At 67.2% G+C, this 16,508-nt stretch carries 13 protein-coding genes and 1 tRNA gene; 8 read left to right on the top strand and 6 right to left on the bottom strand.

Features of this window, described 5'->3' with window-relative positions:
- Positions 1–28 precede the first annotated feature (28 nt).
- The 4 genes from ACCQ10_RS02005 to ACCQ10_RS01990 form a co-directional block, all read right to left on the bottom strand.
- Complete coding sequence (locus ACCQ10_RS02005) at positions 29–1,516, bottom strand: GMC family oxidoreductase (RefSeq protein WP_372363031.1); 1,488 nt, start codon at positions 1,514–1,516, stop codon at positions 29–31.
- A 38-nt stretch (positions 1,517–1,554) separates the two neighbouring features.
- Entirely contained in the window at positions 1,555–2,913 is a 1,359-nt protein-coding gene (locus ACCQ10_RS02000; RefSeq protein WP_372362037.1) for an alpha/beta hydrolase, read from the bottom strand.
- A 238-nt stretch (positions 2,914–3,151) separates the two neighbouring features.
- The gene (locus ACCQ10_RS01995) at positions 3,152–5,398 is read right to left on the bottom strand and encodes a methyl-accepting chemotaxis protein (RefSeq protein ID WP_372362036.1); all 2,247 of its coding nucleotides are present in this window, start codon (positions 5,396–5,398) and stop codon (positions 3,152–3,154) included.
- A 1,002-nt stretch (positions 5,399–6,400) separates the two neighbouring features.
- Positions 6,401–6,477 (bottom strand) — tRNA-Arg (locus tag ACCQ10_RS01990).
- A gap of 401 nt (positions 6,478–6,878) precedes the next feature.
- On the opposite strand from ACCQ10_RS01990, the gene ubiA reads away from it, so the two are divergent.
- The gene (ubiA, locus tag ACCQ10_RS01985) at positions 6,879–7,784 is read left to right on the top strand and encodes a 4-hydroxybenzoate octaprenyltransferase (RefSeq protein WP_372362035.1); all 906 of its coding nucleotides are present in this window, start codon (positions 6,879–6,881) and stop codon (positions 7,782–7,784) included.
- A 311-nt stretch (positions 7,785–8,095) separates the two neighbouring features.
- Here the strand turns inward: ubiA and ACCQ10_RS01980 are convergent, their stop codons facing one another.
- Positions 8,096–8,821 carry a ComF family protein gene (locus tag ACCQ10_RS01980; RefSeq protein WP_372362034.1) on the bottom strand — a complete coding sequence of 242 codons (726 nt, stop codon included), beginning with the start codon at positions 8,819–8,821 and terminating at the stop codon, positions 8,096–8,098.
- Between the two features lie 49 nt (positions 8,822–8,870).
- Here ACCQ10_RS01980 and bioB point away from each other — a divergent pair, with 49 nt between their 5' ends.
- From bioB to lpxO, 7 genes are all read left to right on the top strand, one after another.
- Positions 8,871–9,905, top strand: coding sequence for a biotin synthase BioB (bioB, locus tag ACCQ10_RS01975; RefSeq protein WP_104579345.1), 1,035 nt, complete (start codon positions 8,871–8,873; stop codon positions 9,903–9,905).
- A 499-nt stretch (positions 9,906–10,404) separates the two neighbouring features.
- Positions 10,405–11,610: an 8-amino-7-oxononanoate synthase gene (bioF, locus tag ACCQ10_RS01970; RefSeq protein ID WP_047695491.1), complete on the top strand. Its 1,206-nt coding sequence runs from the start codon at positions 10,405–10,407 to the stop codon at positions 11,608–11,610.
- Between the two features lie 191 nt (positions 11,611–11,801).
- Positions 11,802–12,176 carry a DUF7079 family protein gene (locus ACCQ10_RS01965; RefSeq protein WP_372362033.1) on the top strand — a complete coding sequence of 125 codons (375 nt, stop codon included), beginning with the start codon at positions 11,802–11,804 and terminating at the stop codon, positions 12,174–12,176.
- 164 nt (positions 12,177–12,340) lie between these two features.
- Positions 12,341–13,102 (top strand): pimeloyl-ACP methyl ester esterase BioH, encoded by a 762-nt coding sequence (bioH, locus tag ACCQ10_RS01960; protein WP_372362032.1) that lies wholly within the window; start codon positions 12,341–12,343, stop codon positions 13,100–13,102.
- A gap of 44 nt (positions 13,103–13,146) precedes the next feature.
- Complete coding sequence (locus ACCQ10_RS01955) at positions 13,147–13,929, top strand: SDR family oxidoreductase (RefSeq protein ID WP_372362031.1); 783 nt, start codon at positions 13,147–13,149, stop codon at positions 13,927–13,929.
- A 63-nt stretch (positions 13,930–13,992) separates the two neighbouring features.
- The gene (gene bioC / locus ACCQ10_RS01950) at positions 13,993–14,877 is read left to right on the top strand and encodes a malonyl-ACP O-methyltransferase BioC (protein ID WP_039415232.1); all 885 of its coding nucleotides are present in this window, start codon (positions 13,993–13,995) and stop codon (positions 14,875–14,877) included.
- A gap of 191 nt (positions 14,878–15,068) precedes the next feature.
- The gene (gene lpxO / locus ACCQ10_RS01945) at positions 15,069–15,974 is read left to right on the top strand and encodes a lipid A hydroxylase LpxO (protein ID WP_039415240.1); all 906 of its coding nucleotides are present in this window, start codon (positions 15,069–15,071) and stop codon (positions 15,972–15,974) included.
- Positions 15,975–16,084: 110 nt separating this feature from the next.
- On the opposite strand, the gene ACCQ10_RS01940 is transcribed toward lpxO, so the two are convergent.
- Positions 16,085–16,504 carry a nuclear transport factor 2 family protein gene (locus tag ACCQ10_RS01940; RefSeq protein ID WP_372362030.1) on the bottom strand — a complete coding sequence of 140 codons (420 nt, stop codon included), beginning with the start codon at positions 16,502–16,504 and terminating at the stop codon, positions 16,085–16,087.
- Positions 16,505–16,508: the final 4 nt, after the last annotated feature.

Raw genomic sequence — 16,508 nt, 5'->3', positions numbered from 1 at the left:
GTAGTTGAAAGAGGGTGTGGTGTACGCGTCACTCGCGCGCAAGAAACCGTTCGGCCGTGCGCAGGCCCAGTGCCATCTGGGTCAGGGCCGGGTTGGCCGCCAACGCGCTGGGAAACACGGAGTTGTCACAGAGGTAGAGGTTGGGGATGTCGAACGAGCGGCCGTCCGGGTCGACCACGGCCGTTTGCCGGTCGCGGCCCATCCGGCAGGTGCCCAGGGTGTGCGCGGAGCGGGCCGCGGCGAAGATGCTGCGGGCTCCCGCAGCCTCCCACACCGCCTGCAGGAAGCGCCGCGCATGCGCATCCAGTGCCTGCTCGTTGGGGCCATAGCTGAAGTCGATCCGCGCCTTGCGATGGCCGAAGGCATCGCGCTCGTCGGACAAGGTCAGCCGGTTGCGGTCGTACGGCAGGCACTCGCCGTTGATGCCGATGCCGGCCAGGTGGTTGTAGCGCTGCAGGGTGGTCATCAAGGTGTTGCCCCACATTCCTGCGCCGCGCGCCAGCGTGTTGGCCAGCGTCACCGGCTGGACGCCCAGGCTCTGCACCAGGTAGCCGCCGATGAACTCGGCGCCGGGCGGACGCAGCATGTCTTCGGTGATCAGCGACGAGGGGTAGCCGCGGTTCATGCGCATCTGCGCATCGAACTCCCCCCACACCTGCGTGGCCACGTGCGCCATGAAATTACGCCCGACCTGCCCGCTGGAGTTGGCCAGCTCCAGATTCAGCAGCAGGCGGGGCGTCTCCACGCCGCCGGCGCACAGAAACACGGCACGGCAGCGTTGGCGCAGGCTCCGCCCATGGTGCTGATAGACCACCCCACTGATCGTTCCACGCGCATCGCGCTCGATGTCGATCACCCGACTGTCGGCACGCAGCTGGGCGCCGTGGGCAGCGGCCAACGGGAGCCAGGTGGTATCGACGCTCACCTTGGCGCCGTTGCTGCACCCCTGGTGACACCCGCCGCAGTTGTTGCAGGCCGCTCGCCGGCCCCAGTGCGGCTGATGATGTGGCGTGGTCACCAACGCCGCAGGCGCATCGGTCGCCGTCACACCCAGCGCGCGGCAGCCGCGCTCCATCGCCTCGGCCGGCGCATTGCGTTGTGCCGGCTGATAGCGATAGCTGCGCTCCGGGTCCCACGGATAATGCGCGGGCCCGGAAACGCCGATGAACTCCTCGACCCGGCGGACATACGACAGCAGCTCCGGAGACGCGATCGGCCAATCGGCGCCCTCACCGGTCTGCGTGCGCAGCGCGAGATCGCGTGCGTCCGGCCGCGGACAGAACGCGCCCCAGTGCAGCGTCGAGCCGCCCAGGCCGGACCCTGAGTTGTTCGGCCCGAACGCGGTGGGGGTCTGCCCGCCGCTCAACCGCTCGTCCATCCAGTAGATGCCGGTGGTGAGCTCGTCGGGAAGATGCGCGTCAGGGGTGAACGCGGCGCCCGCCTCCAGCACCACCACCGAAACCCCGGCCTGCGCCAGCCTGGCCGCCACCGGGCCGCCACCGGCACCGCTGCCGATCACCACCGCATCGACGATGTCGGTGCTGCAGTCGGGCCTCACCGGGCACCCGGTGCGCACAGCTGCCACTGCTCGTGCCGGTTGGCGGTGGTGAGTTCATAGCCCGGGCTGTCCAGGCCCGCACCACCCACGGCAAATCCATCGTAGCCCAGCAGCGCCAGCGTGGCGGGGAGGCTGGTCCAGGTGCGGATCGCCTCGGCACGCACGTCCTCGAACCAGTGGGCGAGCTGGGTGGCATCCAGGCCATAGGCCGACGTGTCGCCCGCTGCGCAAGCGGCAATGCTATGCAACCAGCGGTCCTGGTCCTCGGCGGCCAAGGCGACAAAACCGTGCGCCAGGGCATCGAGCGTCTCCAGACCCAGTGGCAGCGCCGCGGCATCGGCCGGCAGGTCGGCGTGCCGCCACCCGTCGCCTGCGCCCTGGGCAAGCTGCACATCGATGCGCCGTGCGATCTGCCGTGCGTCGCGCGCGCCATCCAGCACGCGCGCGACCACCGCGGTCAGGATCTCCAGCTGATGCGGGCGCAGGATGCCTGTGGCCGCCGCCGGCGGGCCCGCATGGCGCGCGAGCAGCACCTTGCGCATCCGCGGTGCCACCCGGCTGGCATTGAGCAAGGCCACAAACGCTTCAGGCAGGCACTGCTGCACGCAGTGCTCCACATGGGCAGCGATGTGCTGCGCCAGCTCCTGCGGACGCTCATACGGGATCTGATGGGCTGCGCCGTCGACAACCACACAACGGGCATGCGCGTAGTGCGGCAGGTTCAGCCGTCTTTGCGCGGGTTCGCCGAGGTCGCCGTCTTCACCACCGGCCACGATCAATGCCGGAACGTTAATGCAACCGGCCGGCTCACGGCAGTCTTCCCGGCTGCCATGGGTCAGCCAGGCCAACCAGGCCTTGGCGCTGGTTCGCAGCACGTCGTCAACCGCGCATTGTCTGAGTGCTGGCGGAAGCGGCAGCGCGCAGTTGTCATCGACGAACTGCTCCGCCTCGGCCTGCGTAGGGCGCCCGTTCTCGAACCAGCCAAGCATGGTCTGTCGCCGCACTTCATCCATGGGCTCCGGCGCGGGAGGCGATGCGGCGACGAGCACGACACCGGCGAGTCCGGCAAGACCGGCAACGCCATCGCGCGCCTGCGCCGCGGCCAGCGTGGCGATCTTCCCGCCCATGCTGTGCCCGATGACACACCAGCGCGTGGGCTGGCGCTCGACGACCTGGTCCACGAACCAGGCCACCTGTGCGCCCACACCTGCATCGTCCAGCGGCTCCGCATCGCCGAAGCCGGGAATGTCCAATGCCACACACTCAAAACGCTCCGCCAGCTGCTGGATGACAGCATTCCATTCCTTGCGGCTGCCCCCGAGGGCGTGCAGAAAAAACAGCGTCGGCTTTGCCATGCACCACCTCGGTCACAAGAGCTCCATGGTGACGAGGCGCTCGTCCACGCGCCGTGCAGATGAGTTCGCAAGGTGCACCGCGCGGCTGCATACCGGATGCCAGCGGCTCGACGCAGGTTCTTGCGGGTCGACGGGGCGCATGCCACAACGTCGCGACGTGTGCCGAGCGATGACCGCGCGGCGTCGCGCGGTGATGCGCCGCGGCGCCGGGTGGGCGCCGCACGCGGGCGAGCGAGTCTCAGAACTCCTGCCAACTGGTCTCGTTGCTGACCGCAGCCAGTGCCGGCCGCGGCATTGCAGGGGTGCTACGGCCAACGACGGCTGGCTTCGGCTTTGCCGTCTTTGCGACCGAAAGGCTGGACAGCAGCGCGGTGACGGCCGCACCACCGGCTGCATCGGTCTTGAATACCGCGACAGCGTCGGTGAGATGGACGGCCTGCTCTTCCAGCGAGCGCGCCGCTGCCGTTGCCTCTTCCACCAACGCGGCGTTCTGCTGCGTGGTCTCGTCCATCTGGGTGACCGTCTGATTGACCTGCTCGATCCCTGCCGACTGTTCCTGCGACGCAGCGGAGATCTCGCCCATGATGTCGGTGACGCGCTGCACGCTGGCAACCACTTCGGTCATCGTCGTGCCGGCGCTATGCACCAGCGCCGAACCCTCGGCGACACGCTGTACCGAGTCATCGATCAAACTCTTGATTTCCTTGGCAGCGCCGGAGGAGCGCTGCGCGAGCGTGCGCACCTCGCTTGCCACCACCGCAAAACCGCGCCCCTGGTCGCCTGCACGTGCGGCTTCCACTGCCGCGTTCAAGGCCAGGATATTGGTCTGGAACGCGATGCCATCGATGACGGAGATGATGTCGGCGATCTTCTTGGACGAGGCCTCGATTCCTGCCATGGTCTCGACCACCTTGCTCACCACCTGCCCACCCTGTGCGGCGACGCTGGCGGCGCCGATGGCGAGCTGATTGGCCTGGCGCGCGCCCTCGGCATTCTGCCTGACCGTCGAGGTGAGCTCTTCCATCGAGGCGGCGGTTTCTTCCAGGTTGGCCGCCTGCTGCTCGGTGCGCTGCGACAGATCCTGGTTGCCCGCAGCGATCTCGCTGGCCGCGCCCTTGATCGAAATGGCAGAGGTCTTGATGCCGGTGACGATCTCGGCAAGCTGCGTGGCAGTGGCGTTGGCATCGTCGCGCATCTGTGCGAAGACACCACGGAACTCGCCGCTCATGCGCGCGGTGAGGTCGCCTGCGGCAATGGACTGCAACAGACCGGACAGCGACTGCAGGTTGCCGTCGGCGGTGGACATCAAGGTGTTGAGGCTCTCCACCATGACGCGGAAGTCATATTGAAAACGGTCCGCATCGCCGCGGGCAGTGAAATCGCCATCGGCAGCGGCCAGCGCGAGATGCTTGATCTCGGTATTCATCGCGCCAAGGTTCTGCTTGACCTGCACCATGGTCTCGGTGAGCACGGCCTTCTCGCCGGGCAGCTTGTCCATGTCTTGGCTGAGGTCGCCGATCGCATAGCGCCCCATGATCTGCGCAAGCTTCGCCGTGACCGCAATGTGCGAGGCCACCAGGTCATTGGTGTCGTGCGCCATACGCCCGTAATTGCCCGGAAACGCCGATGCGTCGATGCGGAAACTGGTCTGCCCGTCGTCGTGACGTTTTGCCATGTCGGCCTGCGCAGCAAGCAGGTTCTGCAGCTGCAGTTGCATCTTGCTCATCGCGTTGAGCAGGCGTCCGCTTTCATCCTTGGCCTGCGTGTCCACATCGTTGTCCAGATTGCCGCCTGCAATCGCCTCGGCGGCACGCGTGGCCCGGCCCAGGGGCAGCGTCAGGCTGCGGGTGATGGTGAAGGCAAGCAGGCTGCTGATGAGCACCACCGCCACGCCACCGATGATCAGCAGGGTCTTGCCCCGGTTCATCGCGGCAACCGCATCGTCGTAGGATTGCGCAGTCTGCTTTTCCTGCAGCTTGACGTTCTCGGCGATCTTGGCCTGCCAGACGAGCATCGCCGGGCGCGCCTTCTCACTTAGAAACAGCTGTGCTTCGTCGTCTTTGTTTTCCGCCGCCAGTGCAATGACCTGATCATTCAAAACACGCGAAACCTCGCGAGCGGCATCGATTTCGGCGCGGAGCTTGAGGCCGGCATCGGTCGCAGGATACGTCTCAAGCGCCTTTCGCTCGTCCGCGTAGCGCTGACGTTGTTCCTTGACGGCTTGAGCAGCCTGCTCATTCAACTCGTCAGACGTCACCATCGCCAGCGTTCCAAGTGCAATGAAGATATTGGAGTTGGCATCGCGCATGGCGTTGCTGAGCTGCATCTTGGCCACGTTGACCTTGACGATGGAGTCCATCTCGGCACGGGCGCTGGCCATGGTGCTCAGGCCCGTGGCCACCAGCAAGCCCGACAACAGAATGAGAATACCGAAGGCCATCCCCAGTCGGCGGCCAACGTTGTAGCGCTGCAAGAACGTGTTCATCAGTGGGTTCGACCAGAAATATGGAAAGAGGCAGGCATGCACCACGTGTGCAATGCCTGTGCTCCGTCTATATCGACTCGCTATTGAGCGACTGAATACCTTGCCTGACAAAAAGGCATAGCTCCACTGCAACGACCCGAAACCGATTCAGTATTCGATGCTCAAGCAATTCGCGGGCAGACGTGCGGGCTGTGTCTGGTGGTGCTCCCATCAATCGAACCGAGAGATAACATCTATTGCAACGGCAGCGCGCTCCGCAGGCGCAGCGCGAAGATGTGAACGCGTGGCGACGCCAGACAATCGTTACTCATGTGCCAAGTGATCGTTTCAGGCTCAGTCGCTCTGTCATGCGTCAGCGTGCCTGGATAGCAAGCGAAGGACATGTCCCACGTGGCTGTGCAATAGCGTGAGCAGTTCGCGGCCAGTTCAAGCTGATTGATCCAGGCCGGGTCGACACCTTCTTGATCAGACCCGATAAAGACATCGTGCTGACGCGTGCTCGCTAATGTGCAGCTGCTGTGCGTCGCACCGCTGCTGTACTGACGCGTTGAGCACGACAGACTGGTCTGGCCAGATCAGCGAGACAGGTGCTGGTGCATGTTTGCTCCATCGGATTGCACGCTGAAGACCCGCGCGACTTCGATGCCAAGGAAATCTCACGAAGCGGCGCAGCCATGCCGTTCATCCGCAGCAACCTTGAACACGCGGTTCGCTTGAGCATCGACGGATCTGACGCGGCGGCTCAAGGGCCGGCCTGCTCTGACCGCATCAGACCCCGATCAGGGCGACGACGCTACGCCAACGCAAGCGCCCGCCCGCACCGCTAGGCAGACCCGGACCGCACGGCATCTTTACGCAGCAGGGCCGACGCTCCTCCGTGCCCGATCAGGCTGGAGGTCAGCGATCAGGGTGGCCGGGTGGGCCGGGTGGACGTGCAGGAAACAAAAACCCCCGATTTCTCGGGGGTTTTGGACTTTCTGGGATGTCCCCGGAGGGTTCATCTGGTGCGCCCGGAGGGATTCGAACCCCCGACCAATGGCTTCGGAAGCCACTACTCTATCCGGCTGAGCTACGAGCGCCTGGCCGGGCATTATGCCAGACCGGCGCCAGCCGCGCGATGTCCGGCAGTTCCCGGCAAGGCGCTTGGGTGAGCCGCCGCCGGCGACCACGTGAACCAGCCTCGGCAGCGGAAGCAGAAGCAGCTCGCTTCAGGCCAGCCATGCGATGGCCTCCACCCGCCAGCGCTGGGCGCCCGCACGCCCCGCTGCCGTCTGTCGTGCTTGTCCGAGGTCATGCACACCCAACCCAAGCCCGTCCGGTTCCCTGCTCCTCCTGTTTCCCTGCTCCTGCTGCTCCTGCTGTTCTCCAATTTTTCCTGTCCCCCTACACACCTGCCCACCTGATGCCCGCTGCCTGCGCAATGCGCGGCGCGCCAATCTCCGCATGGCCGGGGCCGGGGCGCGCTGCTACCCTTTGCGGCATGAGCAAGCATGGGTTTGAACAGGCTGCGGCAGCGCCCGCGCTGACGTGGTCCGAACGGTTGGGGCAGTACTGGAAGCTGGTGCGTGGCGACCGCCCGATCGGCAGCCTGCTGCTGCTGTGGCCCACCTGGTGGGCACTGTGGCTGGCCGCGGACGGCCTGCCGCCGTTGTGGACGTTGTTCGTGTTCACCGCAGGGGTCTGGCTGACCCGCTCGGCCGGCTGCGTCATCAACGACTACGCCGACCGTTGGCTGGACCCGCATGTCGAGCGTACCAAGACCCGCCCACTGGCCACCGGTGCGGTATCCGGACGTGAGGCGTTGTGGGTGTTCGTGGCGCTGATGTTGGTGGCGTTCGCACTGGTGCTCAGCCTCAACTGGTTGACCGTGGCGCTGAGCGTGCCGGGCGTGTTTCTGGCTGCGAGCTATCCCTATCTGAAACGCCATACCCACCTGCCGCAGGTCTACCTGGGCATGGCGTTCGGCTGGGGCATTCCGATGGGCTTTGCAGCCGTCCAGGGCAGCGTGCCGTTGCTGGGCTGGCTGCTCTATGCGGCCAATATCCTGTGGGCCACCGCCTACGACACCTGGTACGCCATGGTCGACCGCGACGACGACATCCGCATGGGCAGCAAGTCCACCGCCATCCTGTTCGGCAAGTACGATCTGCTGGCGCAAGGCGCGCTGTATGCGCTGATGTTCGCCACCTTGGCGGCGGTTGGCCTGCGTGCCGCGCTCGGCGCTGCCTATTGGGCAGGCCTGGGCGTGGCGGCGCTGCTGGTGGTCTACGAATTCCGCATTGCCCGCCACCGCGAACGCGGCCCGTGCTTCCGCGCCTTCCTGCACAACAACTGGGTGGGCCTGGCGATCTTCCTCGGGATCGCGATCGCGGTGGCAGCACGTTAGCAGCGGGAATTGGGAATCGGGAATTGGAGTCCGGGGATCTGGGATCTGGAATCTGGAATCTGGAATCTGGGATTGGCAGGCGGCAGCGTTCGACAGACAAGGGCCCGTTGAATGATGTGCTTCGCGCATGACAAGCGTTGACCGATCCAAAGCGAAGCCTGCGCCGCAGGGCACCACTCCGCAGGCAGCAAGCCCCTCTCCTACGGGAGAGGGGTTGGGGTGAGGGTACGGGACCACGCAGCGCCTGCAGCACCCCACTGACGTGTCTTTGCGCTTTCTTCTAAAGCCACGTCAAACAGAAACCGCATCCATCACGGCACCCGCGCGCACATCCATGCATCCACCCGCTGCACGCCTGCGCGGCGCAAGGCCCTGGCCGCCGCATGCAGCGTGGCGCCGGTGGTCATCACGTCGTCCACCAGCGCCACGTGCGCCGGTAATGCGCCACGCGCCACGAATGCGTCGCGCACGTTGCGCTGCCGCTCGATTGCGTCAAGCTCGGATTGCGGCGCAGTTGCACGCACACGCCGCAGCAACGGCAGACACGGCAGGCGCAGCGCGCGGCCCAGCGGCCTGGCCAACTCAAGCGCCTGGTCGTAACCGCGCTGACGCAAGCGCTGGCGGTGCAGGCTCACCGGCACCAGCGCCTGCGGTCGCGGCAGGCTGGCGCAGCGCCTGGCCATCAGCTCGCTGAGCAGACGCCCCGCCGCCAGGTCCTGGTGGAACTTGAAGCGCCGCAGCAGGCCATCCACCGGCCAGCGGTAGGTAAAGCAGGCATGCACGCGCTGCAGTGGCGGGGGTTGCTGCAGGCACTGCCCGCACAACGCCACGCCATCGGACGCGAACAGCGGGCTGGCGCAGCACAGGCAGGCACGGCCGTGCTCGGGCAGCGCGGCGCGGCAGGACGGGCATAGATCGCAGTCGGCCATGCCCGCCTCGGCACAGACCAGGCACAGGCTCGGCAGCAGAAACCGCAACACCCGCTGCGGCCACCTGTAAACCGAGCCCACCCCATTGAAGTTGACAGCCTCTTCCATGCTCACCAGACTGCCTGGCTTCCAAGCCGCTGACTGTCAGGAAACTCCGATGTCTGTTGTCGTCCGCCATGACTGGGATCGCAAAGAGCTGCAGGCGCTGTTCGATCTGCCGTTCCCCGAGTTGCTGCACCACGCAGCCAGCGTGCACCGCGCGCATTTCGATCCGGCGCAGGTGCAGGTCTCCACGCTGTTGTCGGTCAAGACCGGCGGCTGCCCGGAAGATTGCGCGTACTGCCCGCAGGCGCAGCGCTACGACACCGGCGTGACCGCGCAGAAGCTGATGGAGACCGAAGAGGTCGTGGCCAAGGCGCGCCAGGCCAAGGCGGCCGGCGCCTCGCGCTTCTGCATGGGCGCCGCCTGGCGCTCGCCCAAGGAGCGCGACATCCCCAAGGTGGCCGCGATGATCCGCGAGGTCAAGGCCATGGGCCTGGAGACCTGCGCCACGCTCGGCATGCTCGACGCCGGCCAGGCGCGCGCGCTGAAGGACGCCGGGCTGGACTACTACAACCACAATCTGGACACCGCGCCGGATTACTACGACTCGATCATCCACACCCGCCAATACCAGGACCGGCTCAACACCCTGGAGCATGTGCGCGACGTGGGCCTGAAGACCTGCTGCGGCGGCATCGTCGGCATGGGCGAAACCCGCGACCAGCGCATCGGCCTGCTGCTGGCACTGGCCACGCTGCCGGCGCACCCGGATTCGGTGCCGATCAACCAGCTGGTGCAGGTCGCCGGCACGCCGCTGCATGGCACCCAGCAACTGGATCCGTTCGAGTTCGTGCGGATGATCGCCGTGGCCCGCATCACCATGCCCAAATCGATGGTGCGCCTGTCCGCCGGCCGCGAAGCGATGAGCGACGAGCTGCAGGCACTGTGTTTCCTGGCCGGCGCCAACTCGATCTTCTACGGCGAAAAACTGCTCACCACCGGCAACCCGGACACCGAACGCGACCAGGCCCTGTTCCAGCGCCTGGGCCTGCGCCCGATGCAGATCACTGTCGATGCCGCCGACCACGACCACCCGGGCACCGTGCATGCGGACATCACCTGCGGCCAGGCCTGCGAACGCGCGGCATGACCGCGCAGCGCCGCATCGTCGGCTGAGCCCGCACCGCGCCTGAGCCGTCCTGCGGCGATGGGCGGGGCCGGCGGCAGGCGTTGCGTTGGAGACAGCGCCTACCTGCAGCCGATCCTGCGGCAGCGCCTGATCGGGCCATCGCCAACCCGCGATGGCACCGGATGCAGGACCGGCCCTCAGCCAGCGCATGCCCGGAGCCGGTTACAAGCACTATCACCCGATCATCCGGACCGTGGCAGAAGCGCGCCGCCGACAGCGCGACGCAATCGATCACTCCATCGCACTGCGCCCTGCAGGTTCGCCGTTGCCGCTGTCGTGGACTTTGAGCGGTCACAGACCGCCTTGACGCGCGAGGCCTCCGGCAACCGCCGCCGGGCTTGCACGCGCTTTCCAGCACCCCGACGCCATGGGCCATCACACTGCACCGGCTGTCGGTGTCGGCTGGGCGAGGTGACCGCGGCACGCTACGCTAGCGGACCTTTTTCGATGTCGACTCCCCATGGCTCGCCCCGATCTGCACGAACGGATTTCGTCGCTGCGCAAGTTGCGCCTCGCCCAGGAACGGGTACGGGTACGCCGCCAGGTCGGTCGCCGCGATGGCGTGCGCCTGGAGATCGATGGCCGCTGGCTGACCGGGTTCTGCTCCAACGACTATCTGGGCCTGGCGCAGCAGTTCGAAGTGGTGGCCGCCTTGCAGGACGCGGCCGCGCGCGATGGTGCCGGCGCCACTGCCTCGCATCTGATCTGCGGCCACCACACCGCACACGAGACGCTGGAGCGCGAAATCGCGCAGTGGCTGGGGTATCCATCGGCGCTGCTGTTCGGCAGCGGCTTCATCGCCAACCTGGCCGTGCAGCAGGCCTTGCTCAGCGAAGAAGACGATGTCTGCGTGCAGGACCGGCTCAATCACGCCAGCCTGCTCGATGCCACGCGCCTGGCCGGCTGCCGGCTGCGGCGCTATCCGCATCTGGATGTGGAAGGCGCGATGCGCCAGCTCAAGGGTGCCCCCGAGGGCGCGGCGATGCTGGCCAGTGACGGCGTCTTCAGCATGGATGGCGATGTGGCGCCGCTGCGCGCGTTGAGCCTGGTGGCACGCATGCAGGAGGCCTTGTTCTACGTCGACGATGCGCACGGAGTTGGCGTGCTCGGCCCGCAGGGGCGCGGCTGCGTGGCCGATGCCGGGCTGGGCGTGGCCGAAGTGCCGCTGCAGTTGGTGACGCTGGGCAAGGCGCTGGGCGGCTATGGCGCCGTGGTGGTCGGCGATGAGGCACTCATCCGTCACCTGGCCGAAACCGCGCGCCCCTACATCTACACCACGGCCCTGCCGCCGGCGCAGGTCGCCGCGACCCTGGCCGCAGTGCGCCTGGCGCGTCGCGACGACTGGCGGCGTGCGCGCCTGGTCGAACTGATCGGCAGCTTCCGCGATGGCGCGCGCCGGCATGGGTTCGAACTGATGGCCTCCGATACCCCGATCCAGCCGCTGCTGTGCGGTGAAGAAGCCACGGTGATGGCGATGTCGGCCGCACTCGAGCAGGCCGGGTTCATGGTCGGCGCAATCCGCCCACCCACGGTGCCCGAGGGCAAGGCACGCCTGCGGGTGACCCTGTCGGCCCTGCATACCCCGCAGCAGGTGCAGGCGCTGATCGAGGCGATCGTGCAGGCGCGCGACGTGGTCAGCCGGCAACCGCTGCGTGCCTCTGCCTGAGGCGAGCCGCAGTTACTGCATGGCCTGCGCTGAAAGCAGCAGCGGTTACCCGACCAATGCATCGCCTGCACCAGGCGCGCGCGCGACGGGCGGCAAGCGCGCGCCGATTCCCCGTTGCAACCGGCCCAGCATGCATCGCACCGGTGATGCAGCGTTTGCGTGTTCGCCATCGATGGCCTCTTTTCACTGACATGCCGCCGGCGACACCACACACAGCCTCGGCGGCGCAGCGCCGCGTATGGGAAGCCTTGTCGCTGCTGTATCTGGACACCGACAGTCGCGACGACGATGGCATCGCCTACGTGCTGGCCGCCTCGCCGTTCACCCTGATGCAGTTGCGCACGATGTTGTTGCACGAGGTGCACCCGGTGCTGATCGGCAATCTGCGCAGCGTGGCCGGCGTGTGGGACGGATTCGATCCCGAGTGGTTGGCCGCGGCGATCCAGGCGCGGCGTGCACGGCGCTGGCGCTGGCCGGCGCGTTGGTGCTGGCGCGGCTATGCGCGCACGCAGTGGGCGTTGCTGGCCCCGAAGATCGGCGCGCTGCGTGCAGCCGTCTCGCACTGACGCCGACGCGCAGCAGCAGCGCCGTACCTAAACACCCAAGCGCCGATCGGCAAACTGCAATCGGCGGCAAGACCACCACCATCCAGTATTTCTGAGCCCTGTCGCAGCACCAACGCGCCGCAATCAACGCGTATCGGCACGCAACAATCGGCGACAATGCGCCCATGCATATCGATGTCATCGGCCATGGGCCTGCGCTGGTTCTCCTGCACGGTTGGGCACTGCACGGCGGGGTGTTCGCGCCGCTGGTCGAGCGCTTGTCACCGCACTATCAACTGCATCTGGTCGACCTGCCCGGGCACGGCTTCAGTCGCGACGACAGCACGCCACTGGCTCTACCGTATGTGGTCGCGGCCATTGCCGCCGCCACCCCGCCTGCGGTGTGGCTGGGCTGGTCGCTGGGCGGGCTGTTTGCGCTGCATGCCGCCGCCACCCAACCGCAGGTGCGCGGGCTGGCGATGATCGCGGCCACGCCGCGTTTCGTGCGGGGCAGCGAATGGCCGGACGCAGTCGAGCGCGACGTGTTCGTGCAATTCGGCAAAGAGTTGACGCGCGATTACCGCGGCACATTGGAGCGGTTTCTGGCGCTGGACACGCTCGGCTCGGCGCATGCACGCAGCGAACTGCGCAGCCTGCGCGAAACGCTCACCGCACGCGGAGAACCGGCGCCCGAGGCCTTGCAGCAGGGACTCACCCTGCTCGAACGCACAGACCTGCGCCGTGCCTTGCCGCAGCTCGCACGCCCCAGCCTGTGGATTGCCGGCCAGCGCGATCGCCTGGTGCCTGCCGCCGGCATGCATGCTGCCGCTGCGCTCACCCCGCATGCGCAGGCGCTCACCATTGCCGGCGGTGGCCACGCCCCCTTTCTGGGTCACGCCGATCAAGTGAGCGAGGCACTGCAACGCTTCGTTGCGTCCGTGCCGTGAGCGGATCGCCGATCATGCAACATCGCTGATCGAGGACATACCGCATGGATCTTGGAATCGCCGGCCGCTGGGCCCTGGTCTGCGCCGCCAGCAAGGGACTGGGCCTGGGTTGTGCACGCGCCCTGGCCGGCGAAGGCGTCAACGTGGTCATCGTCGCGCGCGGCCGCGACGCGCTGGAGCATGCGGCCGAGGCAGTGCGCGCGGTTCCCGGCGCTGGCGAGGTGCGCAGCGTGGTCGCCGATATCGCAACGCCGCAGGGACGCAGCGCCGCGCTCGCCGCCTGCCCGCAGGTGGACATCCTGATCAACAACGCCGGCGGCCCGCCGCCGGGCGATTTCCGCCACTGGGAACGCGACGATTGGCTACGCGCGCTGGACGCCAACATGCTCGCCCCGATCGACCTGATCCGCGCCACCGTCGATGGCATGCGTGCGCGCCGCTTCGGCCGCATCGTCAACATCACCTCCAGTGCGGTGAAGGCGCCGATCGACATCCTGGGCCTGTCCAACGGCGCACGTGCCGGCCTCACCGGCTTCGTTGCCGGGCTGGCGCGCAGCACCGTGGCCGACAACGTCACCATCAACAACCTGCTGCCCGGCCAGTTCGCCACCGACCGCCTGCGGGGCAACTTCGCCACCATCGCGCAGCAGCAGGGCAGCACGCTCGAAGAAGTCGCCGAGCGCAAGCGTGCGGGCATCCCGGCGGCGCGTTTTGGCGAGCCGGACGAATTCGGCGCGGCCTGCGCATTCCTGTGCGCCGCGCAGGCCGGCTACATCACCGGGCAGAACCTGCTCATCGATGGCGGCAGTTATCCGGGCACGTTCTAGCGCCGCGCCCGGCCCCATCCATCGATTCCCTCCGCCTCGCCCAGAGGCGACAATAGCGCCGTAATGAATAGCACTTTCGACCCCCGCCACGTCCGGCGCGCGTTTGCGCGTGCCGCCAGCAGTTATGCCGCCGCCGCCGCGCTGCAGCGCGAAGTGGAAACGCGCCTGCTCGAATCGCTCGACTACCTGGGCGAGCAGGTGCCCAAGGTGGTGCTGGATGTCGGCGCCGGCCCCGGCCATGCCAGCGCTGCGATCAAGAAACGCTGGCCCAAGGCGCAGGTGATCGCGCTCGACCAGGCCATGCCGATGCTGCGCCAGGCGCGCAAGGCAGCCGGGTGGTGGAAGCCGTTTGCGCAGGTCTGCGCCGATGCGCGCGCACTCCCCGTCGCCGATGGCAGCGTGGATGTGATCTTCAGCAATTTGTGCCTGCAATGGGTGGAAGACCTGCCGGCGGTGTTCGCCGGCTTCCGCCGCGCCCTGCGGCCGGGCGGCCTGCTGCTGTGCTCGACCTTCGGCCCGGAGACCCTGATCGAGCTGCGCGATGCCTTCGCCCAGGCCGACCCCGCCCCGCATGTCAGCCGCTTCCCGCCGATCGCGCAGTTCGGCGATGCCCTGCTGATGTCCGGCTTCCGCGACCCGGTACTGGACCGCGACCTGTTCACGCTCACCTACAACGACCTGCCCGCCCTGATGCGCGAGCTGCGGGCAATGGGCGCCACCAACGCGCTCAGCAATCGCCGCGCCACGCTGACCGGACGCGGCCGCTTTGCCGCCGCCAGTGCCGCCTACGAACCGCTGCGCCGGCCCGACGGCACCCTGCCCAGCTCCTGGGAAGTGATCTATGCACACGCCTGGGCTCCGGCGCCCGGCGCGCCCATCCGCGAACAGGGGCATGACGTCGCCAGCGTGCCGGTGGCCTCGATTCCGATCCGCCGCCGCCGCGATTGAGGCAGTGCACAGTGGTCGCGCCCGTGCGCCGGTTCCGGTGACACACAGTATTGCGCCGGCGCCGCTGTGCAGTGGCCGGGCGCAGCCGCCACACCCGGTAGAATTCATCCGCTAAAGGCTTCCCCTGCCCGGCGTTGCCCGCCGGCGGCCTTCCCCTCTGTTGCGGCCCCCCGCCCCCATTGGCGTTCCCCATGTTGAAGTGGCTCCTCATCGCGCTGTTCATCGCATCGGCGCTGTACATCCATTACCGCGGTCGCGTGCGGCACCGGCTCAGCCGGCAGCTGCTGGACCATTCCACCTTCATGGCGCCGATCAACACGCTGATGTATCTGTGTTCGCGCGTGCCGACCACGCCGTTCATCGACCCGGGCAAGGAGTTTCCCGAGCTGGCGCCGCTGCGCGCCCACTGGCCGGTGATCCGCGATGAAGCGGTGGCGCTGCAGCAGATGCAGAAGATCCGCGCCGCCGACGGCTATACCGACATCGGCTTCAATTCGTTTTTCCGCCGCGGCTGGAAGCGCTTCTATCTGAAGTGGTACGGCACTGCGCACCCGTCGGCAGCCGAGCTGTGCCCGCAGACCACCGCGTTGCTCAAATCCATCCCCACGGTCAAGGCGGCGATGTTCGCCGAGCTGCCGCCGGGCAGCGAACTGCGCCCGCACCGCGACCCGTTCGCAGGCTCCATGCGGTTGCATCTTGGCCTGGCCACGCCCAACGACGACCGCTGCTTCATCGACGTCGACGGCCAGCGCCACAGCTGGCGCGATGGCGAGTGGACCATGTTCGACGAGACCTATATCCACTACGCGCGCAACGACACCGACCAGGACCGCATCATCCTGTTCTGCGACATCGAGCGCCCGATGCGCTGGCGCTGGGCGGCGGCAGTGAACCGCTTCGTCGGCCGCAGCCTGCTCTCGGCCGGTGCCTCACCCAATCAGGAAGGCGACAAGACCGGCGGCATCAACCGCGTGTTCCGATACTTCTACGCCGCGCGGCTGAAGGCCAAGGCGTTGAAGGAACGCAACAACCCGCTCTACCAGGTGCTCAAGTGGAGCATCTTCATCCTGGTGGTGGTCGGGATCGTGTTGTTGTAACCCGGACCACCCGCGTAGGAGCGCGCTTGCGCGCGATGAGGCGTTACCGGGAATGCCGCATCGCGCGCAAGCGCGCTCCTACGCCGGGCTGGCTGCGCCGATCACGGCACTCAGCGCGACACCTGCGCGATCCACTCCTGCAGGTTGTAGTAGTTGGTGACGCGGGTGATCTTGCCCTCGCGCACCTCGAAAAAGGCCCCGCCCTGCAGTACGTAGGTCTGCCCATTGGCTTCCGGCAGGCCTTCGTCGGTGGTGTGGTAGACCCCGTGCACCACGTATTCGGCCCCCACGCGCGTGCCGTCGTCGCTGGCGGTGATCACGACATCGCGCAGCTGCTCGCGGTAACTGTCGTTCATGCGCTGCAGGAAGGCGGCAAAGTCCGCACGTCCGATCTCGCGTGGGCCCTGGTTGAGGTCATGCGCGACATCGTCGGCCAAAAACGCCAACATGCCGTCCCAATCGCCGCGGTTGAATGCTTCGTAATAGGCCTGGACCAGGCCGGTGGCGCGTTGCCGATTGCTCTCGCTCATGCTC

This window comes from Xanthomonas sp. NCPPB 1325, from assembly GCF_041477645.2.
GTDB classification, from domain to species: domain Bacteria; phylum Pseudomonadota; class Gammaproteobacteria; order Xanthomonadales; family Xanthomonadaceae; genus Xanthomonas; species Xanthomonas cannabis.
Note: the sequence above shows the minus strand (reverse complement) of the source record. Positions and strands in the feature narration are given on the sequence as shown.

Coding starts and splice junctions, on each gene's coding strand:
- ACCQ10_RS02000 (WP_372362037.1), bottom strand. CDS start 2,913: ATGGCAAAGCCGACGCTGTTTTTTCTGCACGCCCTCGGGGGCAGCCGC.
- ACCQ10_RS01995 (WP_372362036.1), bottom strand. CDS start 5,398: ATGAACACGTTCTTGCAGCGCTACAACGTTGGCCGCCGACTGGGGATG.
- ubiA (WP_372362035.1), top strand. CDS start 6,879: ATGAGCAAGCATGGGTTTGAACAGGCTGCGGCAGCGCCCGCGCTGACG.
- ACCQ10_RS01980 (WP_372362034.1), bottom strand. CDS start 8,821: ATGGAAGAGGCTGTCAACTTCAATGGGGTGGGCTCGGTTTACAGGTGG.
- bioB (WP_104579345.1), top strand. CDS start 8,871: ATGTCTGTTGTCGTCCGCCATGACTGGGATCGCAAAGAGCTGCAGGCG.
- bioF (WP_047695491.1), top strand. CDS start 10,405: ATGGCTCGCCCCGATCTGCACGAACGGATTTCGTCGCTGCGCAAGTTG.
- ACCQ10_RS01965 (WP_372362033.1), top strand. CDS start 11,802: ATGCCGCCGGCGACACCACACACAGCCTCGGCGGCGCAGCGCCGCGTA.
- bioH (WP_372362032.1), top strand. CDS start 12,341: ATGCATATCGATGTCATCGGCCATGGGCCTGCGCTGGTTCTCCTGCAC.
- ACCQ10_RS01955 (WP_372362031.1), top strand. CDS start 13,147: ATGGATCTTGGAATCGCCGGCCGCTGGGCCCTGGTCTGCGCCGCCAGC.
- bioC (WP_039415232.1), top strand. CDS start 13,993: ATGAATAGCACTTTCGACCCCCGCCACGTCCGGCGCGCGTTTGCGCGT.
- lpxO (WP_039415240.1), top strand. CDS start 15,069: ATGTTGAAGTGGCTCCTCATCGCGCTGTTCATCGCATCGGCGCTGTAC.
- ACCQ10_RS01940 (WP_372362030.1), bottom strand. CDS start 16,504: ATGAGCGAGAGCAATCGGCAACGCGCCACCGGCCTGGTCCAGGCCTAT.